The sequence below is a fragment of the uncultured Bradyrhizobium sp. genome, assembly GCF_964252615.1.
GTDB lineage: Bacteria > Pseudomonadota > Alphaproteobacteria > Rhizobiales > Xanthobacteraceae > Bradyrhizobium.
Window position 1 is genome coordinate 22,045 of record NZ_CAXUNQ010000031.1, and the last position, 25,856, is coordinate 47,900.

At 61.9% G+C, this 25,856-nt stretch carries 25 protein-coding genes and 1 pseudogene; 14 read left to right on the top strand and 12 right to left on the bottom strand.

The features are described from left to right. Positions 1-65: 65 nt before the first annotated feature. The 3 genes and pseudogenes from ACFE72_RS15715 to ACFE72_RS15725 all read right to left on the bottom strand — a co-directional run bounded on the left by ACFE72_RS15715 (position 66) and on the right by ACFE72_RS15725 (position 2,655). Positions 66-1,940 (bottom strand): annotated as a pseudogene (locus tag ACFE72_RS15715) (ABC-F family ATP-binding cassette domain-containing protein). 91 nt (positions 1,941-2,031) lie between these two features. After that, positions 2,032-2,205 carry a hypothetical protein gene (locus ACFE72_RS15720; RefSeq protein ID WP_375414038.1) on the bottom strand — a complete coding sequence of 58 codons (174 nt, stop codon included), beginning with the start codon at positions 2,203-2,205 and terminating at the stop codon, positions 2,032-2,034. Positions 2,206-2,403: 198 nt separating this feature from the next. Continuing rightward, positions 2,404-2,655, bottom strand: coding sequence for a sulfur globule protein precursor (locus ACFE72_RS15725; protein WP_375414039.1), 252 nt, complete (start codon positions 2,653-2,655; stop codon positions 2,404-2,406). A gap of 238 nt (positions 2,656-2,893) precedes the next feature. Between ACFE72_RS15725 and ACFE72_RS15730 the strand changes: the two genes are divergently transcribed. The 3 genes from ACFE72_RS15730 to ACFE72_RS15740 all read left to right on the top strand — a co-directional run bounded on the left by ACFE72_RS15730 (position 2,894) and on the right by ACFE72_RS15740 (position 4,908). Next, positions 2,894-3,481 (top strand): DUF2939 domain-containing protein, encoded by a 588-nt coding sequence (locus ACFE72_RS15730; protein ID WP_375414040.1) that lies wholly within the window; start codon positions 2,894-2,896, stop codon positions 3,479-3,481. Between the two features lie 140 nt (positions 3,482-3,621). Next, complete coding sequence (ndk, locus tag ACFE72_RS15735) at positions 3,622-4,044, top strand: nucleoside-diphosphate kinase (protein WP_375414041.1); 423 nt, start codon at positions 3,622-3,624, stop codon at positions 4,042-4,044. A 102-nt stretch (positions 4,045-4,146) separates the two neighbouring features. After that, positions 4,147-4,908 carry a TerC family protein gene (locus tag ACFE72_RS15740; protein ID WP_375414070.1) on the top strand — a complete coding sequence of 254 codons (762 nt, stop codon included), beginning with the start codon at positions 4,147-4,149 and terminating at the stop codon, positions 4,906-4,908. Between the two features lie 62 nt (positions 4,909-4,970). Here the strand turns inward: ACFE72_RS15740 and ACFE72_RS15745 are convergent, their stop codons facing one another. The 4 genes from ACFE72_RS15745 to ACFE72_RS15760 form a co-directional block, all read right to left on the bottom strand. Further along, positions 4,971-5,144 carry a hypothetical protein gene (locus tag ACFE72_RS15745; RefSeq protein WP_375414042.1) on the bottom strand — a complete coding sequence of 58 codons (174 nt, stop codon included), beginning with the start codon at positions 5,142-5,144 and terminating at the stop codon, positions 4,971-4,973. A gap of 230 nt (positions 5,145-5,374) precedes the next feature. Continuing rightward, the gene (locus ACFE72_RS15750) at positions 5,375-5,953 is read right to left on the bottom strand and encodes a cysteine hydrolase family protein (protein WP_375414043.1); all 579 of its coding nucleotides are present in this window, start codon (positions 5,951-5,953) and stop codon (positions 5,375-5,377) included. Positions 5,954-5,968: 15 nt separating this feature from the next. After that, on the bottom strand, positions 5,969-6,577 hold the full coding sequence (locus ACFE72_RS15755; protein ID WP_375414044.1) for a GNAT family N-acetyltransferase: 609 nt from the start codon (positions 6,575-6,577) through the stop codon (positions 5,969-5,971). After that, entirely contained in the window at positions 6,564-7,190 is a 627-nt protein-coding gene (locus tag ACFE72_RS15760; protein WP_375414045.1) for a hypothetical protein, read from the bottom strand. The genes ACFE72_RS15755 and ACFE72_RS15760 overlap by 14 nt, the downstream gene beginning before the upstream one ends. 51 nt (positions 7,191-7,241) lie before the next feature. Here ACFE72_RS15760 and ACFE72_RS15765 point away from each other — a divergent pair, with 51 nt between their 5' ends. Both ACFE72_RS15765 and ACFE72_RS15770 read left to right on the top strand, forming a co-directional pair. After that, positions 7,242-8,282, top strand: coding sequence for a LysR family transcriptional regulator (locus ACFE72_RS15765; RefSeq protein ID WP_375414071.1), 1,041 nt, complete (start codon positions 7,242-7,244; stop codon positions 8,280-8,282). 375 nt (positions 8,283-8,657) lie between these two features. Beyond that, on the top strand, positions 8,658-8,861 hold the full coding sequence (locus ACFE72_RS15770) for a cold-shock protein (protein WP_375414046.1): 204 nt from the start codon (positions 8,658-8,660) through the stop codon (positions 8,859-8,861). A gap of 79 nt (positions 8,862-8,940) precedes the next feature. On the opposite strand, the gene purN is transcribed toward ACFE72_RS15770, so the two are convergent. After that, positions 8,941-9,594 (bottom strand): phosphoribosylglycinamide formyltransferase, encoded by a 654-nt coding sequence (gene purN, locus ACFE72_RS15775; RefSeq protein WP_375414047.1) that lies wholly within the window; start codon positions 9,592-9,594, stop codon positions 8,941-8,943. A 4-nt stretch (positions 9,595-9,598) separates the two neighbouring features. Then, on the bottom strand, positions 9,599-10,672 hold the full coding sequence (gene purM, locus ACFE72_RS15780) for a phosphoribosylformylglycinamidine cyclo-ligase (RefSeq protein ID WP_375414048.1): 1,074 nt from the start codon (positions 10,670-10,672) through the stop codon (positions 9,599-9,601). Positions 10,673-10,831: 159 nt separating this feature from the next. On the opposite strand from purM, the gene ACFE72_RS15785 reads away from it, so the two are divergent. The 6 genes from ACFE72_RS15785 (at position 10,832) to ACFE72_RS15810 (ending at position 17,058) form a co-directional block, all read left to right on the top strand. Next, complete coding sequence (locus ACFE72_RS15785) at positions 10,832-11,374, top strand: CDP-alcohol phosphatidyltransferase family protein (RefSeq protein WP_375414072.1); 543 nt, start codon at positions 10,832-10,834, stop codon at positions 11,372-11,374. A gap of 32 nt (positions 11,375-11,406) precedes the next feature. Next, complete coding sequence (locus ACFE72_RS15790) at positions 11,407-12,099, top strand: chromosomal replication initiator DnaA (RefSeq protein WP_375414049.1); 693 nt, start codon at positions 11,407-11,409, stop codon at positions 12,097-12,099. A 123-nt stretch (positions 12,100-12,222) separates the two neighbouring features. Continuing rightward, positions 12,223-14,421 carry an RNA degradosome polyphosphate kinase gene (locus tag ACFE72_RS15795; protein ID WP_375414050.1) on the top strand — a complete coding sequence of 733 codons (2,199 nt, stop codon included), beginning with the start codon at positions 12,223-12,225 and terminating at the stop codon, positions 14,419-14,421. 12 nt (positions 14,422-14,433) lie between these two features. Continuing rightward, positions 14,434-15,936, top strand: coding sequence for an exopolyphosphatase (gene ppx, locus ACFE72_RS15800; RefSeq protein ID WP_375414051.1), 1,503 nt, complete (start codon positions 14,434-14,436; stop codon positions 15,934-15,936). A 239-nt stretch (positions 15,937-16,175) separates the two neighbouring features. Then, positions 16,176-16,631, top strand: a complete 456-nt coding sequence (locus tag ACFE72_RS15805; RefSeq protein WP_375414073.1) for an Hsp20 family protein — start codon at positions 16,176-16,178, stop codon at positions 16,629-16,631. 109 nt (positions 16,632-16,740) lie between these two features. Then, on the top strand, positions 16,741-17,058 hold the full coding sequence (locus ACFE72_RS15810) for a hypothetical protein (protein WP_375414052.1): 318 nt from the start codon (positions 16,741-16,743) through the stop codon (positions 17,056-17,058). Between the two features lie 215 nt (positions 17,059-17,273). On the opposite strand, the gene rnd is transcribed toward ACFE72_RS15810, so the two are convergent. Together rnd and ACFE72_RS15820 are read right to left on the bottom strand one after the other, a co-directional pair. After that, positions 17,274-18,425, bottom strand: a complete 1,152-nt coding sequence (rnd, locus tag ACFE72_RS15815; protein ID WP_375414053.1) for a ribonuclease D — start codon at positions 18,423-18,425, stop codon at positions 17,274-17,276. A gap of 402 nt (positions 18,426-18,827) precedes the next feature. After that, complete coding sequence (locus tag ACFE72_RS15820; RefSeq protein ID WP_375414054.1) at positions 18,828-20,306, bottom strand: YdiU family protein; 1,479 nt, start codon at positions 20,304-20,306, stop codon at positions 18,828-18,830. Positions 20,307-20,482: 176 nt separating this feature from the next. On the opposite strand from ACFE72_RS15820, the gene aspS reads away from it, so the two are divergent. The 3 genes from aspS to ACFE72_RS15835 all read left to right on the top strand — a co-directional run bounded on the left by aspS (position 20,483) and on the right by ACFE72_RS15835 (position 25,234). Beyond that, positions 20,483-22,255: an aspartate--tRNA ligase gene (gene aspS, locus ACFE72_RS15825; RefSeq protein ID WP_375414055.1), complete on the top strand. Its 1,773-nt coding sequence runs from the start codon at positions 20,483-20,485 to the stop codon at positions 22,253-22,255. A gap of 60 nt (positions 22,256-22,315) precedes the next feature. After that, a complete protein-coding gene (locus ACFE72_RS15830; RefSeq protein WP_375414056.1) occupies positions 22,316-24,625 on the top strand; it encodes an NADP-dependent malic enzyme in 2,310 nt (769 codons plus the stop codon). Between the two features lie 147 nt (positions 24,626-24,772). Further along, on the top strand, positions 24,773-25,234 hold the full coding sequence (locus tag ACFE72_RS15835; protein WP_375414057.1) for a DoxX family protein: 462 nt from the start codon (positions 24,773-24,775) through the stop codon (positions 25,232-25,234). A 48-nt stretch (positions 25,235-25,282) separates the two neighbouring features. On the opposite strand, the gene ACFE72_RS15840 is transcribed toward ACFE72_RS15835, so the two are convergent. Then, a complete protein-coding gene (locus ACFE72_RS15840) occupies positions 25,283-25,852 on the bottom strand; it encodes a dihydrofolate reductase (RefSeq protein ID WP_375414058.1) in 570 nt (189 codons plus the stop codon). Positions 25,853-25,856 lie beyond the last annotated feature (4 nt).

A 25,856-nucleotide genomic window follows, 5' to 3' on the forward strand; every position in this document is an offset into this window, starting at 1 on the left:
ACCCGTCAGGACGACCGCTCGTGGACGATGGTTTCGCCGCGCTCGAGCCATCCTGCGGTACCTGATCACCCGGCGGTTTCGTCATATTGCGAACTGGCCGCCAACCATTCTTCTTCCGCGCGTTGCAAGGCGCTTGCAGCGCCGGCGCGTGCCCTGCTCAGCTGCGCCGCCTGTTTCGGATCGCGCTGGAACAGATCGGGCAGCGACAGCGCGACATCGATTTTCGAGATGATGCCGTTGATGCGCGCCATTTCCGTCTCGGCATCGATGATCTTCTGCTTCAACGGCACGCGCTTTTCTGCCTTGTTGCGTGGCGGTTTGTCGCGTCCATTGCCGCGATCGGCGCCCCGGTCGCGCGAGCCGGTGCGCATGCCGCGGGCCGACAGCACCATGCGCCGATAGTCGTCAAGATCGCCGTCGTAGGGAGTCACGGTGCGATCGGCGACAACCCACAATTGATCAGCTCATGATTCGATCAAATAACGGTCATGCGAAACCATGATGACCGCGCCAGGAAACTCATTGATCGCTTCGGCCAGCGCGGCGCGGCTGTCGATATCCAGATGGTTGGTGGGCTCGTCGAGAATGATCATGTTGGGGCCGAAGAACGTCGCAAGCCCCAGCAGCAGCCGCGCTTTTTCACCTCCAGAAAGGCTTTTGACGGCGGTGTCACCGGCCTTGCCCGAAAAACCGATCGCGCCGGTGCGTCCGCGCACCTTGGTTTCCGGGGCGTCGGGCATCAGCTTGCGCACGTGATCGTAGGGCGAACCCTGTTCGTTCAGTTCGTCAAGCTGGTGCTGGGCGAAATAAGCGATCGAAATCTTGTCCGCGCGCGTGATCTTGCCGGAGAACGGCGCCAGCCGGTTGGCGAGCAGTTTTACCAGCGTGGATTTGCCATTGCCGTTGGAGCCCAGCAATGCGATGCGATCGTCATTGTCGATGCGCAGCGTAACGCGATTCAGCACCGGGTTCTTGGGATCGTAGCCGACGGCGACATGGTCGACCGCGATGATGGGCGGAGACAGCATCTTTTCCGGCGCCGGGAAGGTGATCTCGCGCACATCCTGCCGCACCACGGCGGCGATCGGCTTCATTTTTTCCAGCATCTTGACGCGCGACTGCGCCTGGCGCGCTTTCGAGGCCTTGGCCTTGAAGCGATCGACGAAGGCCTGCAGCCGCTTGCGCTCGGCGTCCTGGCGTTTGGCGTGCTTGGCGTCGAGCATCTCCCTGGTCGCGCGCTGCTCTTCGTAGGAGGTATAACTGCCGCGATAGAGCGTCAGCTTGCCGCGATCCAGGTGCAGGATCTGATCGACCGAAGTATCCAGCAAGTCGCGGTCATGGCTGATGACGATGACGGTGCGCGGATAATTCGCCAGATGATCTTCCAGCCACAGCGTGCCCTCCAGATCGAGATAGTTGGTCGGTTCGTCCAGCAGCAGCAAATCGGGGGCCGAAAACAGCGTCGCCGCAAGCGCCACCCGCATGCGCCACCCGCCGGAGAATTCCGAACACGGCCTCGCCTGATCGGCAGTAGAGAATCCGAGCCCGCTCAGGATCGCCGCCGCGCGCGCCGGATCCGAATGCGCGTCGATGTCGACAAGCCGGGTCTGGATCTCCGCAATCCGGTGCGGGTCGTGTGCGCTGTCTGCCTCCTGCAGCAGCGCGGCACGCTCGACATCGGCTTTGAGAACGACGTCGGTCAGGCTCTCCGGGCCGTTTGGAGCTTCCTGGGCAAGACTGCCGACGCGCCATCGCGGCGGAATCGCGATGGTGCCGGCTTCGAGAGGCAGTTCGCCGCGAATGGCCTGGAACAGGGTCGATTTCCCTGCACCATTGCGACCGATCAGACCGACGCGCGCGCCCGGCACAATTTGAGCTGTGCCATGCTCGATAAGGAGCCGCCCGGCAATCCGGACGGCGATGTCGGTAATGGAAAGCATGCGGGGTTGTCACCGGATCGGGTCGGCAACGCAACTCCAATCGTACGCTATATCTGGATCCGGCCGCTCATGCCTGACATCGCGGGACGGATCAGTCGCGATAGTCGCGCCGCTGCAACTCGTCCATCAGGCGCTGGAGATGGGACGGCAGGCGGGCGTTGTCCGGGCGCAGATTTTGCTGCAATCGTTCGCCGATGGCATAACAAATTGATCGGCTGATAGGGTGATCAATCGCCTCGCTGCTCTGGTTGATTCGATCGGACATCGGCGGTTCCGTGCGCTGTTTATGTTTATTGGCATCGGATCAAGTCGTTCAGGGCAAAATTGTTTCGTTGGTTTATCGATGGCATGCCGATGGCGTAAAAATTGAATGAAGCGGCGAGCCGGTTCCCCCGGCGCCGTCATATCAAGCACCAGCCGCGACTGCGGCTGATGCTTTAGATCGCGAAATGGGTGGTTCCGATCAGTAGCAGCGGTTGACCAGGCGCCAGCGCGGCCCCCAAGGGGTTGGGACCAATCGCCGCACATAGCAGCCGCCATAACCGTAGCCGGCATAATAAGCGGGACCGCCGACGACCAGCCGGGGTCCGCCCCAGCCGCCATGCCAACTGCCACCATGGTGGCCTCCGCCCCAGGCGGAAGCCGATGTCGGTGCCAATGCGGCCGCGCTGAGCGAGGCCGCGGCAACTGCAATAAGCCCAAGTTTGCGCAACATGATCGTCTCCTCGAGTTTGGCGCCGATGGCGCGTCGGTTAGTCCAGCTGGAACTTTAGCGCCGGAAATCTGAATGGCGCAGGGACGGCTTTGTCAGGAACGGTTCATTTCCATGAAATCGCAGCAAGGTTGGCGTCGCGAACAATGCCCGCATCCCAGGCTTCCGCACGATCCACTATCGCCTCATTTGCTCGATAAACCCTGCCGGGCGCGCGTCGAACCTTGAAGAAAGTGGCTTCATGCGGTGGTTTTTTGGTGTCCTGGTTGCTCTGTTGGTGGGTGCCGGAATTTACGTCGGATCGGCTGTCATATCCCTTGGCGGCCTGGTTGAAGCAGCGCGGGCTGGCGACGGCGCTGCGGTCCTGGCACGAACCGACCTGCCGCGACTACGGCATTCCCTGGTCGAGCAGATCGTGGGCGGCTATTTGAAGCAACTCGGTCGTGACCGGCCGATCAAGCCGCTGGAGCAGATGCTGGTAAATTCCTACGGCGCGACGGTTGCCGATGCCATGATCGCGAAAATGCTGACCAAGGAAAACCTCACGCGCATTCTCAACCAGGGCGCGGTCGGCCTGGGCGGCAACCCGATCGCGGACATGCATCGTCTCAGCGAACTCAGCACTTCCGGCACGCTCGACCTGCTGCGCCGGATTTCGCCGACCAAGCCGGTCGAATTTCTGGTTCGTCTTGGCGACACCGAACAAGCCGGAGGAGTGAGCCTTCATTTCCAGGGCGATGGCTGGAAACTGTCGGGCATCCAGCTTCCGGCCGCGGCGGTTCAGGCGTTGGCGCAAAGCCTGATCGATGCCAAGGGGCTGAAAGGTTGATGGATCGCGCTTGAGCTGCGGCCGGTCGGCGTTGCCGGGAGCGGCCTGATGTCGCTTGCTCTCCTGGCTTGGTCGCTTGCCGATCCGGGATGGCGCCGATATAAGCGCCGCAATCTCCCATCCCGCTTCAAGGACAAATCATGGCGATTGAGCGCACCTTTTCGATCATCAAGCCCGACGCCACCGAGCGCAATCTGACCGGCGCTATCAACGCCCTGATCGAAAAGGCTGGACTCCGGATCGTGGCGCAGAAGCGCATCCGCATGACCCGCGAGCAGGCCGAGACCTTCTATGCCGTGCACAAGGCGCGGCCGTTCTTCGGCGAACTGGTGGACTTCATGATTTCGGGACCGGTCGTTGTGCAGGTTCTGCAGGGCGAAAACGCCGTTCTGAAGCATCGCGACGTCATGGGCGCGACTGATCCGTCCAAGGCGGCCGACGGCACCATCCGCAAGCTGCATGCGAAATCGATCGGCGAAAACTCGGTGCACGGCTCGGACGCGGCGGAAACCGCGGCGATCGAGATCGCGCAGTTTTTCTCGGGCAATGAAATCGTCGGCTGAGCATAGAGGCCGGCGGTCGCCGGGGGCTGAGAGGGGTAGGCTGTGCTGCAGATCTTGGATCCGGCAAACATCGGAGCATTTTTTACCCAGTTTCAAAGCGAAATGCAGCAGCCCGCATTCTGGGTCGCGGTCGGCAAGATCATCTGGATCAACGTTCTGCTGTCCGGCGACAACGCGCTGGTGATCGCGCTGGCGTGCCGCGGGCTGGAGCCGCGCCAGCGGCTATGGGGCATGATCCTGGGTGCGGCCGCGGCCGTGATCTTGCGCATCATTTTCACCGGTATCGTCGCGACCCTGATGGAGTTGCCCTACCTCAAGCTGGTGGGCGGACTGGCGCTGATGGTGATCGCCGCGAAACTGCTGGTGCCGGAGAACGAGGACGAGGACGCCGTAAAATCCGCATCGCATCTGTGGGCCGCGGTGCAGATCGTGGTGGTTGCGGACATCGTCATGAGCCTCGACAATGTCATCGCGGTCGCCGCCGCCGCCAACGGCAGCGTGCCGCTGCTGGTTCTCGGGCTCGCCATCAGCGTTCCCCTGATCGTCGCCGGCGCCGCCCTGATCATGGCATTGCTTACCCGCCTGCCCATCCTGGTATGGGCTGGTGCGGCGTTGCTGGGCTGGATCGCGGGCGACGTCATCGCGACCGATCCCGCGGTTCACCCGATGCTGCAGCGTTTTTTCGACGGGCCCGCCGGCGCGCACCTGGACGCCTTGCTCGCGACTTTCGGCGTGGCGCCGCACTTTGGCGGCGGCGGGCACGGAGGCGAAACCATCTGCGCAGTGCTCGGACTCATCGTCGTATTGGTCATGGGATCGATCTGGCGCAAGCGCAAGCTCCAACACGCCGAGCAACCGCGTTAATACCGGGCGGGCGGCTCACCCGCGGATCATGGTGGTTGGATGAGGCTCGCGGGGTATTGGTTTCAGCGTGGCGGGTCGCCCTTCGAGCGCGTATCGATGGCGTCCCTTTCCTGCATGACTTCCATCAGAGCCATCGACAGGATATAGGTGCTGGTAGGCAACTTCAGGTTGCGAGCTATTTCGATTGCCGATAGGATGAGGGACGACAGTTCGCTAAGATCATCCTTTTGGGTCATGATGCTTACTCGCGTCTGGAGTTTTCATGGTGAGCGATCACGATTCCGGCGATTTTGATAATAAATTGCCCTAGTTGTTGCAGAGCATCGACGTCGACCCGCTTGCCGGTGACGGTCTGCGGCTTATGGCCGCGTTGAGGAAGATCGACGCCGATCGGCGCATGCTCATGGAGCCGGCCGAACGCGGTGGACCATGATCGATCCTTCGGGGGTTGTGGTTTCGGTTTTCGTCATACCGTAATCTCCCTGACGGCCGCGATAAGATCGGAACTGCGCCGGACGCGGGCGTAGTTGCCGATCACTTCCACCAGGACGCCCTTGTAGGCTGCGGCGTCGCCATCCGCCCGCCGGCGGCAGGCTACCGCGTCTCGAACGACCTGATAGCTGTGGCTGCGATGGAATCCGTCGATGACGGTCGACAGGATGGTTTCATCGAGCGAGAACCCCAGCATCACGCAGCGGATGGTTTTCATGTTCGACATGTATTCCGCAAACCGCGTCGAGCTGTACGCCGATGGCAGCGGGTGTTCGAACGTGAGTTCCCCCGGTCTGGGCTTCAACGTCGCGATCCAGTCCGTCAGGCTTGATGCCGGATTGAACCACGCCGCCTGGGTAATCCGCTTCAGGTGCATCACCGGCCAGAGATTGCCGCGCCAGAGCGTCAGCAGTTCAAGGCTTCGCGACGTGACCGCGTCGGCATCGGCGATCACGTGGCTGCGCCCCTCGGTGAGATATTCGGTCTGAAGGTCGGCGCAGACCAGGATCGGCGGATCGTCGTGCATGGACAACGCGAATTTTCGATCGATCATGACGGCCACCGGGAATCACATTTGGCGAACCGGCGAGGTCACGGCACGACCCGCGGAGACGTCCAGCACGCCCGGTCGGTCCCAATCGCCTTCCGGCCGAATGATCACGTAAGGATCACTATCGAGCGTAATGGCGTCCGGCCCCGGCTCGAGGTCAAGGACCATTTCGGTGTAGGAAAAGTCGGAAAAGGTGAGCTTGCGGTTGTCACCGAGCGGCCTGGCGCCGAAATGCGACCAGAAGTCCACCAGCCGGTCCTGCGCCTGACCGTAGATTTTTCGAAAACCCTTGCGCTTGATGTAGTCGACGCTGGCCTGTACCAGCTTGAACGAAATCCGCGAGCGCCGGAATTGGTGGCGCACGGCCAACCGCTCGACCTTCGCGAACTCGCCGAAAAACCGCACGCGAAGGCAGGCCGCCGGCTCCTTCCCAACAAACCCGATGAAGTGCGCCGCCACCAGATCGTTGCCGTCGAACTCCTCCTCGATCGGGCAATCCTGCTCGGCAAGATAAACCGCCGCGCGAATGGCGGTGACAAGCATGAGATCGTTGGGATCGCGCGCCAGACGGACCGAAATGGCCCGCGCCTCGGATTTAGCGCATGGTAGTGACTTATTGCCAAGCATTTAGAAAACTCCTTGCTGATGAAATCGGTGCCGGCATATGAATCGGGAAATGCTGTGAGCGGCGTTCATAACGCCAAAGGTCGGGCTGGTAGCTCGGTGTCGATTTGAATCCGAGCGCGACAAGCAAATCGCGCCCCGCTGCGGTCGATGGTTGCGCAAAGTAATCGGCGCCAATAAAACGCGGCCTTCTCAAACGCGCGGCAACGTTTCCTAATCCGATCGCTGCGCGGCCATAGCCGGCGAGGGCCCAAACATAAATAGCGGATACTTCCTCGCCGCCGCGTGCCAGAAACTCGCGACCGGGGTTTTTCAAGTCGATGTTATCGAGCAGGAGTGCATCCTGTCCCCGGCAGTTGAGATACAGGAACGCGATGCCCCCCAGCAGCGTCTCCCTGCGTCGAAAAGCGAAAATCGACTCCGGATCGTCGCGCAGAAACTGGGTCAGTCCGGCTTCCGATGCGTTGACGCCGGGGATCTCGCGGTTGGCGATCTCGGCCAAGGCAGCCAACTGATGAAGCTCAGCCGGTTCCGCACTGATCGTGGCCGAGAGCAGCAGCCCGTCCAGGTCGTGCCGTGCGACCAAATCCCCGCTTTCTCTTGTTACTTTATGCATTTATGGTTTCCATATGTGTGACAATGATCATACCTGACGGGAATGACGGGTATGCCGCAACATTTGCATCGGGGTGCTGCGCCAGCGCAGCGCAAAAAAATCGATGATGCGCTCAACGCCTCGTGGGAGGATCTGCGGGCATTTCTTTTGTGCGCCCGTCATCAAAGTTTCAGAACTGCAGCGGATGCGCTCGGGCTGACCGGCACGACCCTTATGCGAAAGATCGACAGGCTTGAAGAGGAATTGGGGTTCAAGCTCTTCTTGCGCGATCAGTCGGGCCTGTCGCTGAGCGACGAGGGAAGAGCCTTGCTGTTGGATGTTGAACAGATGGAGCGTCTCAGCTTCAACATTTTTCGCCGCGCGTCGTCAACGGATACGAATGGAACGGTGCGCGTGGCCGTGACCGAGGGGCCGGGGAATTTCTGGATTCTTCCCAGGCTGATCGATTTCCAGAAAACCTATCGAAAGATCACGGTCGATCTTCGTTGCGCCATGGAGCAGGCCGACGTGTCGCGCCTCGAGGCGGATATTTCAATTCAGCTCGAGCGGCCGACCGACCCGGACCTCATTGTCGCAAAGCTTGGACGGCTCCACATCTATACATTTGCGTCGGAAGCATATCGCGATGATTATGGACTTCCAAAATCCCTCATGGATCTCAGAAATCATCGGATCGTCAAACAGCATGGCGTGCAGCTTGATGAAACCGGTTATGCGCGCATTTTGGGATTGGAGTCGCTGGAGGGCATCGTAGGGATATCAACCAATTCCAGCGTGGCGGTTCTTTATGCCATCGAGCGGGGCGCCGGGATCGGCTTTCTGCCGACCTCGGCGATAGCACTCGGCGCGCCCTTGGTCGCGATCGATCTCGGAATCAACTATCACATGGATCTATGGCTCACCTATCACAAGGAGTTCCGAAACTCCGATCGCCACAAGGTCGTTATCGACTGGTTGAAAAGCATTTTTGATCCCAAAGTGCATGCGTGCTTCAGGGATGAATTCATTCATCCGAACGACCTCGTGCCGCTGATGTCCGGATCGAGGGAGGATTTCGGAGTGCAAGGTTATGTTGCCGCGAAGCCGTTCTGAGCGACGGGCGCCGTCCGCATATGCCGATGGTCGGCGCGTTCGATCAATCCGGACGCCTTGGACCATCCGGCCGGGGCCTGGAGCTGTGACGAGGCCCTGGTTCACCCCACGATCGGCCCGCGATACCCGGCATCTGGATGCTGCATCCGGATCTCGAATTTCAGAATAAATTCGAGCCGCGACGTCGGGCTTGAGGCAAGACCGAGACTTGCTAACGCGCAATTTTCGTGTTGCAATCGCGGCACAATCGGATTTAGGCCGTTCGACTGTGCGTTTCGTGACTTGGAAATTGAGCAGACTTCCGGAAGCCCGCTTGTGGCGTGGCACGCAAAAAGCGTGGCGCGTCTTTTTTATGTCTAGAGCAGGAGACAGGCGATGCAAAAAGGCACCGTCAAGTGGTTCAACCCGACCAAGGGTTATGGGTTCATCAAGCCGATGCAAGGCGACAAGGACGTGTTCGTCCACATCTCCGCGGTCGAGCGCGCCGGACTCTCTACCCTCAATGAAAATCAGGTCGTCGAATATGACCTCGTCGAAAATCGCGGCAAGTCATCCGCCGAGAACCTGAAAGTTTCCTAGAACTTCGCCGCGATCGGTCACGATTGGCGATGGCCCCCGGTGAAAGCCGGGGGATTTGTTTTGCGGCATCGGCTTCGGATCAGGCGAGTTCCGGCGAAATCAGGGTGTCGCCGGAACGGCCATGGGCCGTGGTCCTGCACACGCCGCCATCCAGCCGCGTTCCGCCGCCGGCCACCAGCCGCAGCGCGTCGGGGTAGATGCGATGCTCGATCTGGAGCACGCGGGCGGCCAGCGTTGCCGGCGTGTCGTCATCGCGCACCGCGACCGCGCCCTGCATCACGATCGGGCCCGCATCGGTTTCCGGAATCACGAAATGCACGGTCGCGCCGGAAATTTTCACCCCGGCGCGCAATGCCTGTCCGTGCGGATCGAGGCCGGGAAACGACGGCAGCAAGGAGGGGTGGATGTTGAGCATGCGGCCCTGCCAGCGCTGCACGAATTCCGCGGTGAACAGCCGCATGAAGCCGGCCAGGCAGATCAGGTCGACACGATTGTCGTCCAGCACGGCTTGCAGCTCGGCTTCAAAACCCGCCCGGTCGTTGCCGAATGGTTTGCTTTCGAGGATGACCGCCGGGACGCCGCGGTCGCGGGCATTTGGCAGCCCGCTTGCGTCCGCCTTGTTGGAGATGACGACCACGATCTCGGCCGGTACATCGTGCTCCTTGGCGGCCTCGATCAGCGCCGTCATGTTCGATCCGCGCCCGGATATCAGGATCGCGACCCGGCGCTTCATGGCATCACCATTCAAGGTCGAGATGACCATTATAGACCACGCGATGCCCGCCGGCGGCGGGTATGACCTCGCCGAGCAGCGCCACGCTTTCGCCGGCCTCTGTGAAGAGGTCCATGACCTGATCGACCGCGTCGGATTTTACGATGGCAATCATGCCGATGCCGCAGTTGAAGGTTCGCAGCAGTTCGAGTTCGGCAAGGCCGCCTTGCCGCGCAAGCCATTTGAACACCGGAAGCACCTGCAAGCGCGCGAGGTCGATGCCGACGCCAAGGTGCTTCGGCAGCACGCGCGGGATGTTATCGGTGAAACCGCCGCCGGTGATGTGGGCCAGTCCCTTGACCGCGCCGGTTTCGCGGATCGCGCGCAGGCATGATTTCACGTAAAGACGCGTCGGCGTCAGCAGCGCGCCGCCGAGCGTCATGACCGGCGAGAACGGCGCCTGCGCATCGAAGCTGAGCCCGGATACTTCGACGATCCTGCGGACCAGTGAAAATCCATTGGAGTGAACGCCCGACGAAACCAATCCAATCACCGCATCGCCGGCCGCGATGTCGGCGCGCGGCAACAGCGTGCCGCGTTCAGCGGCGCCGACCGCGAAGCCCGCAAGGTCGTAGTCGCCGTCCTTGTAGAGCCCGGGCATCTCGGCGGTTTCGCCGCCGATCAGCGCGCAACCGGATTCCCGGCAGCCCTCCGCGATGCCCGCCACGATGCTGGCGGCGGCCTCCGGATCGAGCTTGCCGCAGGCAAAATAGTCCAGGAAGAACAGCGGCTCGGCGCCCTGCACCACGAGGTCGTTCACCGACATCGCCACCAGGTCGATGCCGATGCCGGCGTGCAAGCCGGTTTCGATTGCGATCTTGACCTTGGTGCCGACTCCGTCGGTTGCGGCGACCAGAACCGGATCCTCGAAGCCGGCAGCCTTCAAATCGAATATCCCGCCGAAGCCGCCGATCTCGGCGTCGGCCCCGGTCCGGGCGGTGGCGCGAACCATCGGCCTGATCAGATCGACCAGACGGTTGCCGGCATCGATATCGACCCCGGAGTCCGCGTATGTCAGCCCGTTCTTTTGCTCGGCCATGCCCGATTCCAGATGTTCGCCGGGGTGGTTACGTCGGATTTCACCGGCGTGCAATGGCTCGCAAGCGCTCCCGGCATGGTCTATGTAAACAGGAAGCCGGTCCGGGCATCGAAAGCTCTGATCTTGAGTGAAATCGGGCCGGAGGCCGGGAAACGCCAGGTGAGCATTCCGAACATCATTACGCTGGGGCGCATCTTGCTGGTGCCTTTCATCGTCTGGGCAATTGCGTCCGACAGGATGGAGGTTGCCTTCGTGATTTTCGTCGTCGCCGGCATCAGCGATGCGGTGGATGGCTTTCTCGCCAAACGCTTCGACATGGCCAGTGAACTCGGTGCGCTGCTCGACCCGCTGGCCGACAAGGCGCTGCTGGTTTCGATCTATGTGGCGCTCGGAATATGGGGCGCGGTGCCGCGCTGGATCGTCATTCTGGTGGTGTCGCGGGATATCATGATCGTATCGGCCGTGATCGTATCGTGGTTGTTCGGCAAGCCGATTCCGATGAAGCCGTTGATGGTATCGAAGCTTAACACAGTCGCGCAGGTTGCGTTCGCCGCGCTGGTGCTGGCCGCGCTCGGATTTGGCTTCAGGTCGACGCCGTATGACCTGATCCTGATGGGTTTTGTGACGATCTTTACTTTGGTTTCCGTATCGCTCTATCTGGTGGAGTGGGTACGGCACATGAGCACGATCGAAGTCAACTAGGGTACGCCGGTGCGCCGGCATGGAGTGACTGCGTGGCAGCCCGCGTTCAACCTCGTCAGCTAGCGTTTGCGTTGCCGCACGCCGAGAGCCGCTCGCGCGATAATTTTCTCGAAGGACCGGCCAACGCGGCGGCTCTCTCGCTGATAGACGGCTGGCCCGACTGGCCGAACCGGATCATGCTGCTAGCGGGCCCGGAAGGCTCCGGCAAAAGTCACCTCGCCGCGATCTGGGCGGAGGAGGTCGGTGCGCGATCGACCACCGCACAGGCGCTATCCGCAGCTGCGGTGCCCGGAGCGCTGGCGACCGGTGCGCTGGTGGTCGAAGACCTGAACCAGTCAAGCTTTGACGAGCGCGCGCTGTTTCATCTGATGAATCTCGCGCGCGAAGATCAGGCGTTCGTCCTGATCACGGCGCGGGTACCGCCGGCGGCCTTTCAGGTTGAACTGCGCGATTTGCGCTCGCGGTTCCGCGCGGTGCCGGTGGTAACGCTGCTGCCGCCCGACGATCAACTATTTCGCGCGCTGATCGTCAAATTCTGCGTGGACCGGCAACTCAGTGTCGATGAAACCGTGGTGAGCTATCTGGCAGCACGGATCGAGCGGTCATTTGCCGCCGCCCGCCGGGCGGTCGAACTGCTGGACGCCGAGGCGTTACGGCTGGGCAGACCGGCGACCCGGGCGCTGGCGGCCGAACTGTTGCGGGATGCCGATCCGCAGTCGCTCTGAGATCCGACCCGACTTGACGGGGGCGCTGCGGGGAACATCAATGTCATTGAAACGTCATCGCACTAACACAAGCTGCGCCCGCGTGACCGCGCAGTTTCCTGATCTGGGATGGATCGACACCCTATGGATTCCTCACAAGCCGTTGTTTTGAAAGAAAAAGACATAGAAGCTCACGCAGGGGCCGTGATCGGAACAAGTCCGGAACGTTTTATCAACCGCGAGCTGTCGTGGCTGCATTTCAATCGCCGGGTTCTCGAGGAATCCGTCAATCCCGGTCATCCGGCGCTGGAACGGGTGCGGTTCCTGTCGATTTCCGCCAATAACCTTGATGAGTTCTTCATGGTCCGCGTGGCCGGCATCAAGGCGCAGGTGCGGGAGGGCATCACCGAGCGCAGCCCGGATGGGTTGTCGCCTTCCGAACAACTCGTTCTCATCAACGAAACCGTCTCGAAGCTTGCAGGCGATCAGCAGGCGATCTGGCGCGATCTGCGCGGCATTCTCGCCGACGTCGGCATTATTCTGGTTGACGGCCGCGAGGTGACCAAGGCGGAGCGAAGCTGGATCGAGGATCATTTTCTCCACAACATTTTCCCGCTGCTGACCCCTCTGGCGATCGATCCGGCGCATCCGTTCCCGTTCATTCCCAGCCTCGGCTTTACCGTCGCACTGCATCTGTCGCGCGTTTCCGACGGCAAGCCGATGAATGCGCTGATCCGCATGCCGGGCAAGATCGATCGCTTCATCCGCCTGCCCGCCGGCAAGGACGGCGCGGTGCGACTGATCACGCTGGAACAGGCGACCGGCCTGTTCATCGGCCGGCTGTTCCCCGGCTATACCGTCAAGGGGCAGGGCGCGTTCCGCATCATCCGGGACTCCGAACTGGAAATCGAGGAAGAGGCGGAAGATCTGGTGCGCCTGTTCGAGACGGCGTTGAAGCGGCGGCGCCGGGGATCGGTGATCCGGCTCGAGATCGAGGCGACGATGCCGGAAGAATTGCGCGCCTTCGTGCAGCGCGCGCTCTCCACCGCCGACGACGAAGTACTGCTGGTCGACGGCGTGCTCGCCATGAACGAATTGTCGCAACTGACCCGGCTGGACCGGCCCGACCTCGAATTCGTGCCTTACGTCCCGCGCCATCCCGAGCGCGTCAGGGATCACGGCGGCGACATCTTTGCGGCGATCCGGCAGAAGGACCTGATCGTCCATCATCCTTATGAATCCTTCGATGTGGTCGTGCAGTTCCTGCAGCAGGCGGCGCGCGATCCCGACGTGGTCGCGATCAAGCAGACGCTGTATCGCACATCGCGCGACTCTCCGATCGTGCGTACGCTGGTCGAGGCCGCCGAAGCCGGCAAGTCGGTCACCGCGCTGGTCGAGCTCAAGGCGCGGTTCGACGAGGAGGCCAACATCCGCTGGGCGCGCGACCTGGAGCGTGCCGGCGTACAGGTCGTCTACGGTTTCCTTGAGTTGAAGACCCACGCGAAGCTGTCGCTAGTGGTGCGCCGCGAGGGCGCCACGTTAACCACCTATGTTCACACCGGCACCGGCAACTATCATCCGGTGACGGCGCGCATCTACACCGATCTGTCCTACTTCACGTCCGATCCGATCATCGGCCGCGATGCCGCGCGCGTATTCAATTACATTACCGGTTATGCCGAGCCGAGCGATATCGAGAAAATGGCGGTATCGCCGCTCACCTTGCGCAAGCGCATGCTTGAGCATATCCGCGGCGAAACCAACTACGCCCGCCACGGCAAGCCGGCGGCGATCTGGATGAAAATGAATTCGCTGGTCGATCCCGATATCATCGATGCGTTGTATGAAGCGTCCCAGGCAGGCGTCTCGGTCGAACTGATCGTACGCGGCATCTGCTGCCTGCGGCCCGGCGTCCCCGGCCTGTCGGACCACATCCGCGTCAAATCGGTCATCGGCCGGTTCCTCGAGCATGGCCGAATCTACTGTTTCGGCATGGGACACGGTCTGCCGGGTCCCAAAGCATCTGTGTATATCTCTTCCGCCGACATGATGCCGCGCAACCTCGACCGGCGCGTCGAAGTCCTGTGTCCTTTGCAAAATCCCACGGTGCATCAGCAGGTTCTCGAACAGATCATGGTCGCGAACCTGAAGGATACCGAGCAAAGCTGGCAGTTATTGCCGGATGGATCGTCTACGCGTATGAAGGCCGCGAAGGGCGAGGAACCCTTCAACCTGCATAATTATTTCATGACGAATCCGAGTCTGTCAGGCCGTGGAAAGTCGCTCAAGGAATCTTCGCCGCGCCGCCTCACGCGACGCACCGAGCGTCAGCAATCGTCGTGAGGGGTCGGTACGGTGAAGCGGCCGCGCAAACGCAGATCCAGCGTCGCGGTCATCGACATCGGTTCGAATTCGGTGCGTCTCGTCGTCTATGAATCGATGGAGCGCAGCCTCGTCTCCATCTTCAACGAGAAGACGCTATGCGGGCTTGGCCGCGAGGTGCAGAGCACCGGCCTGCTGGCATCCGATGCCGTCGGCAAGGCGCTGACGTCGCTGCGGCGTTTTCGCGCGCTGTGCCGGGTAATGAAAGTCGGCCGCGTCTATGCCATCGCTACGGCGGCATGCCGGGATGCCAGCAACGGCCTCGACTTCATCGCAAAAGCCTCGCGCATTTGCGGCGTGCCCGTCAAGATTCTATCGGGACCGCTCGAGGCAAAACTGTCCGCGCTCGGCGTCGTCTCCGGCGTGCACAAGCCGGACGGCATCGTCGGCGATCTCGGCGGCGGGTCGCTGGAATTGATCGATATCCACCGCAACCGCGTCCGGCAGGGGGTGACGCTTCCGCTCGGAAGCCTCGCCTTGCAGGACACTTCGCACAAGTCGCTCAAGCGCGCCGAGCGCATCGTCAAGAACGACCTTTCGGAAATTGCGCAACTCAAGGCCGGCTTGGGCCGGACCTTCTATGCGGTCGGGGGAACGTGGCGGGCGCTGGCGCGCATCCATATCATCCAGAGCGAATATCCGTTGCAGGTGATGCACGGCTATTCGATTCCGGCGGCCGAAGCGCTGGACTTCGCCCGCCGTCTGCGTCGTCTGGTGGCCACCAACATGCTGGCCGACATAGAAGCCGTATCGGAAGCCCGGCGGCCGCTGCTGGCCTATGCGGCGCTGGTTCTCGAATACATCATTCGCACGGCGAAACCAAAGACCGTCGTGTTTTCGACCTATGGCGTGCGCGAAGGCCTGCTGTATTCGATGCTGCCCGAGCGGGAACGCGCTAAGGACGGATTGATCTGCGCGGCGCAGACCCTGAACGAACTGCTGTCGCGCTCGGCGCGTCATGCCGAGGAACTGATCGGCTGGACCGACCGCCTGGTCAGAATCGCGAAACTGCGCGAAACCGAGGAAGACCGCCGCCTGCGCCATGCCGCCTGTCTGTTATCGGACATTGGCTGGCGGGTTCATCCAGACCACCGTGGCGAGCAGACGATGAGCCTGATCACCAACGGAAATTTCGGCACGGTCGGTCATCAGGGCAGGGCGTTCGTGGCGCTCGCAGTATTCTATCGCTATGCCGGCCTGAGCGAACAGAACGAGCCGCCGACGGAAATCCGCGACATGGTCCCTGCACCGATGGTCGAGCGCGCCCGCGTTCTCGGAGCGGCGTTTCGCGTCGCGCACCTGATCTCGGCGGCGCGGCCCGGCGTATTGCCGGCGACGCATTTTCGCAGCCGGGGCCGCAAACTGATGCTGGTGTTCGAGCATCGGATGGTCGATCTCGTCGCCGACCGCGTCGGCAGCCGCTTCAAGCAACTGGCGCGGCTGCTCGGGCGGTCAGGGTCGATTGTGCGGCGCTGAACAGCGCATTGCTTGCGGCGCATGACGATCCAGGTCGGCATCCCGTCAGTTAAAAGGCCGGCCCGGATACCGGCTAAAAATTTTTCTGCTCCCTCTTGAAACCAAAAAGGCGTTTTTCTAATTATCGGGTCGCCACCGTGAGGTGGTGTTCCCGATGCCGCAACGGGTCGGGAATGTGAGACGGGCACTGGTCAGGTCCGGTGCCGCTCGTACCATTTTGCTCTTTGGAGGATTTGGCTATGCGCACTTACGACTTTTCTCCCCTCTGGCGTTCGACCATTGGCTTCGATCGCCTTTTCGACCTCGCTGAAACCGCCCAGCGTGCCGGCGAGGACAACTATCCCCCCTACAACATCGAACGGCTGGGCGACGATCGCTACCAGATCTCGCTCGCGGTCGCCGGGTTTTCGCCCGACGAAATCTCCGTGACGGCCGAGCAGAACGTGGTCACCATCGAGGGCGGCAAGGTGGATAAGGCCGAGCACGAATATCTGTATCGAGGTATTTCGGCGCGGCCCTTCAAGCGGCAGTTCAACATGGCCGATTACGTTCAGGTGAAAAACGCCTCGTTTGAAAATGGTCTGCTGAAAATCGAGCTGGTCCGGGAAATTCCCGAAGCGATGAAGCCGCGGCGGATTGCAATCAATGGCGCCGCTACCGACAACGTGCATCAGCTTGAAGGCAAAGCCGCCTGATTTCGACCAAATGTGACTCCCGCCCGGGGCCGGGCGGGAGCTCCACCCGCCTTGGCGGGTGGGAAGTCATCGGCAGTGCGAACAAGGAGAAGGAAAGGAGGATCATCCGATGATCGATCGTGCTGACAACATTATTGACCTGAATGCGATCCTGCATCCCGGTTCGGCCTACGATCACCCTCGCGACGTCGTTGCTGATACCGCGATTTCGACTTACGAGAAGCGTGCCATTCTCGCATCCTGGGCATCGGATGCGGCCGCGGTGGCATCGAACCCGGCGTTGAGAGAACTGCCCGGGTCCCATCGCCTCGTAACCATCGATGAGGTGCTCGATGCGCTATCCGAGTTGGATCGGGGGCCGGAAGATCCGCCGGGCGGAAAACCGGTCCGTACAAAGTCGGCCGCACGCCTTGGCATGGCAGCTTAGGACGGCCCTGATTGCCCTGTTCTTGAACGGCCTTCGATGCCGAACATTCGGAGATCGGGACTGTTCCAATCTGAGGAAAGTCCGTTATCTCAGCAACGGCTCGGGGAGGAGCAGCGGTTTCTGCGCTCCCTGATCGGGACAGCTTTGGCCCGTCGGGATGCCGCGTAGGCCTTTGTCAGGCTCGCCGAAGAGGGTGGTCCCTTGCGATAGCGGGGTCACGCCTGATCGCGATCCACACGGACCACGCGGCCGTTCTCGATCGCCAACGCCAACCCGCCATGCTTCAGCTTGAGCGCGGCCTCGCCGAACAGTTCGCGCCGCCAGCCGTGCAGCGCTCCGACGTCGGCATTGTCATCCGCCGCGATCTGTTCGAGATCGTCGACCGTGGCGATCACCTTGCTGGCGACGGCGTGACGTTCGGAGGTCATCCGCAACAGCACCTTCAACAGCTCTACGATGGCGCCATTGGAGTTGTTGCGCTGTTTTTCAATTTTGGGCAGCCCGCGCGGGTCGCGGGCGATGCCGCGCTGCACGGCTGCCACGATGTCGGCGCCCCACTTCGAGCGGTCGAACCCTTTCGGGAGCGAGCGCAGGCTTGCGAGGCGTTCCAGGCTGGTCGGGGCGTGGGTGGCGATGTCGCCGACGGCGTCGTCCTTCAGCACGCGGCTGCGCGGAACGTCGCGGCTCTGCGCTTCCTGTTCGCGCCAAGCCGCCACTTCCATCAGCACGGCCAGCTCTTTCGGCTTGCGCACCCGCGTCTTCAGCCGCTCCCAGGCGCGCTCCGGGTGGAAATCGTAGGTCTTGGGCGAGGTCAGGACTTCCATTTCCTCGCTGACCCACTCGCTGCGACCGCGTTTCTTGAGATCGGCATCGAGCGCCGCAAACACGTCGCGCAGATGGGTGACGTCGGAAACGGCGTAGTGCGTCTGTTCCTCGGTCAGCGGCCGCCGCGACCAGTCGGTGAAACGATGGGTCTTGTCCGGCCGGTGCCCGGTAACGCGCTCGACCAACTGATCGTAGGCGATGCTGTCGCCATAGCCGAGCACCATGGCGGCGACCTGGGTGTCGAAGATCGGATGCGGAAGTATTTCGGCTTCGTGCCAGATGATTTCAATGTCCTGCCGTGCGGCATGGAAAACCTTCAGCACCTTCTCGTTGGCCATCAGGTCGAAGAATGGTTTTAAGTCGAGACCCGCGGCGAGCGTGTCGATCACGACCGCTTCGTCGGCGCTGGCCATCTGGACCACGCAGAGCAGCGGATAATATGTGGTTTCACGCAGGAATTCGGTGTCGACGGTGATCACCGCGTGCTTGGCGAGGCGGTCGCAAACGGCCGCGAGGTCGGCGGTGGTAGTGATCAGTTCCATGAACGGTCCATAACGCTTCTAAAAGGGCGTTCTGCCGAAAGCGCTGGTATGTCAAGAGTCTTGCAGCAAATTTGAGGCTTGCAACGGGGTTAGGCAGGCAGTTTTTAGCTATTCGTGCTTTGGCTCTGCGGAACTGCATGGGGGATGCCGCCGCGTCCGGGACACGATGCCTGGCAGGTCAGACCCTGCGTGCACGTCCGACAGGCGGACGCCGCGACGGCAAAGCGATCACGATGCCGCACAGCCCGAGCATCGCCGCCCCTATGAACTCAAACACCAATGCGTCGTACACGTAACTCTCCCGGCAAACTGGTAGATTTGTCGGGAACCGGTTGAGCGTTTCTTAACGTTTGTGCCGCCGGCCAAGAACGGCGCCGGCGCGGTTACCGGACGGTTAACCATTCAGGTTCCGCAAAAAGTTTGCAGCACGCGCTCGCCGGGTAGGGGCGGTTCGGCATAGCGGATGAATGCCGGCTGGTCTTCGTATGGCTTCGCCAGAACGGTCACAAGTTCTTCGAACGGCGTAAAATCGTTGCGGTTCACCGCCGCCTCGATGACGGCTTCCACCCGATGATTGCGTGGAATGAAAGCGGGATTGACCGCGCGCATCGCCGCCTGTCTGGCCGGGGCATCCTGGAGCTCGTCTGACGTCCGCTGCCGCCACCGCACGGCCCATGCGTCGAAGGCCGCGGGATCGGCGAACAACTGCCCGACTGCGGCATCGCCTTCGGGACCAAGCGCTGCATCGCTTAATCGCCGGAAGGTGAGCGTAAAGTCGGCCTCGTTGTCGGCCATCGCCTTCAGCAGATCGCCGGCCAATTTCGGGTCGTCATCGCGCGCAGTGAACAGGCCGAGCTTTCGGCGCAGACCGGCGTAATAGGCATTGTCGAACTTATCGGCGAACTCGCCGAGTGCCGATTGCGCCTCCGCAATGGCTTTCTCCTGGTCCCCGGATAGCAGCGGCAACAGGCATTCGGCGAACCGCGTCAGGTTCCACAGCGCGATGCGGGGTTGGTTGCCATAGGCATAGCGGCCCTGCTCGTCAATCGAACTGAAGACCGTCGCCGGATCGTAACTATCCATGAAGGCGCATGGACCGTAGTCGATGGTCTCGCCCGAAACCGACGTGTTGTCGGTGTTCATGACGCCGTGAATGAAGCCGACCAGCAGCCATCGCGCGACCAGGCCGGCCTGCCGCGCGATCACCACGTCCAGCAGCGCCCGGTGGGGATGTTCGGCGCCGGCTACCTCGGGATAATGCCTTGCGATCACGTGATCGGCGAGGCGCCGTACGCCCGCAACGTCGCTGCGCGCCGCGAAATACTGGAAGGTACCGACGCGGATGTGGCTGGACGCCACCCGCGTAAGCACCGCGCCCGGCAGCAGCGTCTCGCGCACCACGTTCTCCCCGGTCACGACGGCCGCAAGCGAACGCGTGGTCGGAATGCCCAGCGCTGCCATCGCCTCGCTGACGATATATTCGCGCAACACGGGCCCAAGTGCGGCGCGGCCATCGCCGCGGCGCGAAAAGGGCGTAGGTCCGGAGCCCTTGAGCTGGATGTCGCGGCGGACGCCGTCGGCGTCAATGACCTCGCCGAGCAGGATGGCGCGACCGTCGCCGAGTTGCGGCACGAAATGGCCGAACTGGTGCCCGGCATAGGCCATGGCAATGGGATCGGCGCCTTCAGGGACGCGTTTGCCGGCAAGGGTCTCGACGCCTTCGGAGCCCGCCAGCCACTCCGGATCGAGGCCGAGATGCAACGCGAGCGGCCGGTTCAGCCTGACCAGTCTGGGGGACATCACGGGGGTGGGCGCGACCCGGGCGAAAAAGCCGTTGGGCAGAGCTGCGTAGGTATTGTCGAAGGGGAAGTGGAGCGTCATGAACGTAGAGATAGGAAGGCGCCGGGCATTGGCAATCACGCTCGGTCGTTTCAGCGGCCCGACCCGGGCCCGGTTGCCGCGCCGGTTCGGCTCGGGTAAACCCTCACGCCGTCTGCATTCGCTTTTGCATGAATGCTAGCGGGCCTTCGCCCACCCCCGACGCTTCCAGGACCTCCATGCATCGTTACCGCTCCCACACCTGCGGCGCGCTCCGCGACAGCCACATCGGCCAGGACGTTCGTTTGTCGGGCTGGTGCCATCGCATTCGCGACCACGGCGGGCTTCTTTTCATCGACCTGCGCGACCATTATGGGCTGACCCAATGCGTTGCCGACCCGGATTCGCCGGCGTTCAAGGATGCCGAAAAATTGCGCGCGGAGTGGGTGGTGCGGATCGACGGCAAGGTCCGGCGTCGTCCGGAAGGTACCGAAAACGCCGAACTGCCGACCGGAACAGTCGAGATTTTCATCACCGAAATCGAGGTGCTGGGTCCGGCCGCCGAGCTGCCGCTGCCAGTATTCGGAGAGCAAGAATATCCTGAGGATATAAGGCTTAAGTACCGTTTCCTCGATCTTCGTCGCGACAAACTCCACCAAAATATAATGACTCGCGGCCAAATCGTTGATTCAATGAGAAAAAAGATGAAGGAACAAGGTTTCTTCGAATTCCAGACCCCGATTTTGACAGCGTCGTCGCCGGAAGGCGCCCGCGACTTCCTGGTGCCGAGCCGCATCCATCCGGGCAAGTTCTATGCGCTGCCGCAGGCCCCCCAGCAGTACAAGCAGCTCCTGATGATGTCGGGCTTCGACCGCTACTTCCAGATCGCACCCTGCTTTCGCGACGAGGACCCGCGTGCCGACCGGCTGCCGGGTGAGTTCTATCAGCTCGACGTCGAGATGAGTTTTGTCGAACAAGACGACGTGTTCGCGGCAATGGAACCCGTTGTCACCGGTGTGTTCGAGGATTTTGCCCAAGGCAAGCCGGTCACCCGCGGCTGGCCGCGGATACCTTTTGCGGACGCAATATCCAGATATGGCAGCGACAAGCCCGACCTGCGTAACCCGATCGTCATGCAGGACGTGTCCGAACACTTCCGCGGTTCCGGCTTCAAGGTGTTCGCCCGGATGCTGGAGGACTCCAGGAACCAGGTGTGGGCGATTCCCGGACTTGGCGGCGGCTCCCGTGCGTTCTGCGACCGCATGAACTCGTGGGCGCAAGGCGAGGGCCAGCCTGGACTCGGCTACATTATGTGGCGCGAGGGCGGCGAGGGCGCAGGGCCGCTAGCCAACAACATCGGTACCGAGCGCACAGCGGCGATCGGTACGGCCCTCGGATTGAAGGCAGGCGACGCCGCGTTCTTCGTCGCCGGCGACCCCGCAAAATTCTGGAAGTTCGCAGGCCTGGCGCGCGCAAAACTCGGCGAAGAATTGAATTTGATCGACAAGGATCGCTTCGAGCTGGCCTGGATCGTCGATTTTCCAATGTACGAATATGACGAAACCGAAAAGAAGATAGATTTCTCGCACAACCCGTTCTCGATGCCGCAGGGCGGCCTTCAGGCATTGCAAACCGCCGATCCCCTGACCATCAAGGCGTTCCAGTACGACATCGTCTGCAACGGCTACGAGATTGCTTCCGGAGGCATCCGCAATCACCGGCCCGACGCCATGGTGAAGGCGTTCGAGATTGCCGGCTATGGGGAGGAAGAGGTCGTCGAGCGGTTCGGCGGCATGTATCGCGCGTTCCAGTATGGCGCGCCGCCCCATGGCGGCATGGCTGCAGGCGTCGACCGAATTGTCATGCTGCTCTGCGGCACCTCCAATCTGCGCGAAATCTCGCTTTTCCCGATGAACCAGCGCGCCGAAGACCTGCTGATGGGCGCGCCCTCGGAGGTTGCGCCCAAGCAGTTGCGCGAGCTTCATATTCGGCTCAATCTGCCGGACAATTGATCTGCCTTAGCCAGGCCATCGGTGTATCAAGCCGGGGCCGAGGAAGCCGCGGGGGAATCTATGGCATCCTATTCCGAAGATCTTCATTCCGCGGCAATTGCGTATCACCAGTTTCCGCGGCCCGGTAAGCTCGAAATCCAGGCGATCAAACCGCTCGCCAACCAGCGCGATCTGGCGCTCGCTTATTCGCCCGGCGTCGCTGCCGCCTGCATGGATATCGCCGCCGACCCCGCAAGAGCGGCCGACCTGACCGTCCGCGCCAACCTGGTCGCCGTCGTTTCCAACGGCACCGCCGTGCTCGGACTTGGCAATATCGGCCCGCTGGCGTCGAAACCGGTGATGGAAGGCAAGGCGGTGCTGTTCAAGAAGTTCGCCGGCATCGACGTGTTCGACATCGAAATCGCCGCCGACACCATCGAGAAGGTCGTCGAAGCGGTGGCGGCGCTCGAGCCGACCTTCGGCGGCATCAATCTGGAGGACATCAAGGGCCCGGAATGCTTCGAGATCGAGGGCCGGCTCAAGGAGCGCATGAAAATTCCGGTGTTCCACGACGATCAGCATGGCACCGCCATCATCGTCGGCGCCGCGATCAAGAACGCGCTGCTGCTCAACGGCAAGAAGCTGGAGGACGTCAAGATCGTCGCCTCCGGAGCCGGCGCTGCGGCGATTGCCTGCCTCAATTTGCTGGTCTCGCTGGGCGCGCAGCGCAAGAATATATGGGTCTGCGATATCGATGGCGTCGTGCATGAGGGGCGCAATACGCTGATGGACCGCTGGAAGGCGGTGTATGCGCAGAAGACCGAGAAGCGCACCCTGGCCGAGGTGATCGCCGGCGCCGATATTTTTCTCGGTCTGTCCGCTCCGAACGTGCTGAAGCCCGAGATGGTCAGGCAGATGGCCGACAAGCCGCTGGTGATGGCGCTGGCCAACCCGGATCCTGAGATCATGCCGGATGAGGCGCGCAAAGCGCGTCCCGATGCCATGATCTGCACCGGACGTTCCGACTTCCCCAATCAGGTCAACAATGTGCTGTGCTTCCCGTTCATCTTTCGCGGCGCGCTGGATGTCGGGGCCACCGCGATCAACGAGGATATGAAGCACGCCGCGGTGGACGCGATCGCGCAGCTCGCGCGCGATCCGCCGTCGGATGCGGTGGCGGCCGGCTTCGATAGCGGCGAAACCCAGGGGTTCGGTCCGGGGTCGCTAATTCCGAGCCCGTTCGATCCGCGGCTGATCCTGCGTATCGCGCCCGCCGTGGCAAAGGCCGCGATGGCCTCCGGCGTCGCGACCCGTCCGATCAAGAAGTTCGAGGAATATGTCGCGGGCCTGGAGCGCTTTGCGTTCCGCTCCGGACTGGTAATGAAGCCGGTATTCGCCAAAGCCAAAACTCAGCCGGTGCGCGTGATCTATGCCGAAGGCGAGGACGAACGCGTGCTGCGCGCGACCCAGGTCGTGCTCGAGGAAAAGCTGGCGCGGCCGATCCTGGTGGGACGCCCGTCGGTGGTCGAGGCGCGGATCAAGCGCTTCGGGCTTGCGATCAAGGCCGGCCGGGATTTCGACCTCGTCAATCCGGAGGACGATCCACGCTATCGGTCCTATGTGCAGTCCTACATGACGGTCGCGGGACGTTATGGGGCGACGCCGGATGTCGCGCGTACTACAATTCGGACCAACGCCACCGTCATTGCCGCGCTGGCGGTGGTTCGCGGCGAAGCCGACGCGATGCTTTGCGGCATCGAGGGCAGCTATATGCGCCATCTCCGTCATATCCGCGAAATCGTCGGATTCCAATCCGGCGCCAGCGATTTTGCGGCGCTCTCCCTGGTGATCTCCAGCAAAGGCGCCCTTTTCATTGCCGATACGCAGGTACGGCCAAACCCGTCCGCCGAAGAACTCGTGGATATCGCGGGACGGGCAGCGGTTCACGTGCAGCGCTTTGGCATCACTCCAAAGATCGCTTTCGTTTCGCATTCCGACTTCGGCAGCTACGACACCGAATCCTCGCGCAAGATGCGCAAGGCTGCAAATCTGTTTGCCGAGCGCCATCCGGAAATTGAAGCCGACGGCGAGATGCAGGGCGATACCGCGTTGTCCGAAGCCGCCCGTGAGTTGATCCTGCCGCATTCGCGCTTGAGCGGCGTAGCAAACGTCCTGATCATGCCCAATCTCGATGCCGGCAACGCGGCCTATCAGATGATCAAGATTCTGGCCGACGCGTTGCCGGTGGGCCCGATTTTGCTGGGGACCGCCAGGCCGGCCCACATTCTGACGCCGTCGGTGACGGCGCGCGGCATTCTCAATATGACGGCGGTCGCGGCGGTCGAAGCCCAGGAGCGGACGGGCCGCCAGCAGCCGAGCCTGTTCGGCTAGATCGAACTGCGCAGCGATCGATCGTGCTCGGGCTCGGTCCCGATCGCAATCTCGAGATTCATCTGATCGTTTGAAAAGCTCCGGCCGAACGCCCATAATTGGTCGTCGTTCGGGCGATGTACTGCAGCAGTTCAAGTGAGGCCGACCATGCCAGCTTTTATCACCTTCGGACGCGTCGTCTTTGCCGTTTTGTTTATCGTCTCCGGGGCTTTCAAGCTGTTCGATATTGCCGCGACGACCCAGATGATCACCGACAAGGTCGTCATTCCCGGGACGCTGACGGCCTACACCACACAGCTCGAAGGCATGACCGGGATGCCGATGACGCAGATGCTGGCGATCATGGCGGGCGCAACCGAATTGATTTGCGGTCTTGCGATCGCCCTCAATTTCGGCGCGCGTTTTTTTGCGATCGTTCTGATCGCCTTTGTGATCGCGGCGACCTTCTACTACCACGATTTCTGGAACCAGACCGGCGCCGACCAGAAGAACAACATGATCCACGCCATGAAGAACCTGTCGATCATCGGCGCGCTGTTCGTCATCGCGGGAATTGGCCGGGGGCCGAGGAACGTCGAGCCGGCCTATACGGACGGTAGGACGCAATAGCGAAGCGGATGGCGCCGCATTCGAGGAGATCGGCGGATTACGCTTTTGCTAATCGGCCCTACGAACCGCTCTGCGCCATGGCGTCACGGTAACCTCATGCGCGGCGTCGAGGATTTGCGCCTCTCCGGCTTCAAGACCATGCGCGGCCAGAATGGCCTGTGGCGGACGCGCGGGCACCCCGGGCATGCAGGGGTAGCCGCCCGGCAGCCGCACGTGCGGTGCCTGCGACAACCAGAACGTATCGTAACGGTCGAGAAACATCCCGAACACATCCGGGCCGCCAATCACGGCGATGGTGCCCGCCTCGATGCCGGCGCGCTCGCAGGCCTGGTCAAAGGTGGCGCCTGCCGGGTTCCATAAGGTAGCGTTGGGATTCGACGGGTCAGGCGCCAGCGCTGCGGTCACCGATGTCAGGATGAGCCGCTTTCGCTTCGGCGAGTTCGGCTGGCCCTCGTAGGAATAGCGACCGTGAAGGATCAGATCGGCGCGGTCGAGCGCCGCGTTGAAGAATGTTTGATCGCCCTCGAACTTCAGGCTGTCGGGCATCATGCGATCGGCATTCGCAAGCATCCCGTCCGCGGATACGATGACGTAGCCCTCGATGCGCCGCGCCGGCATGGGT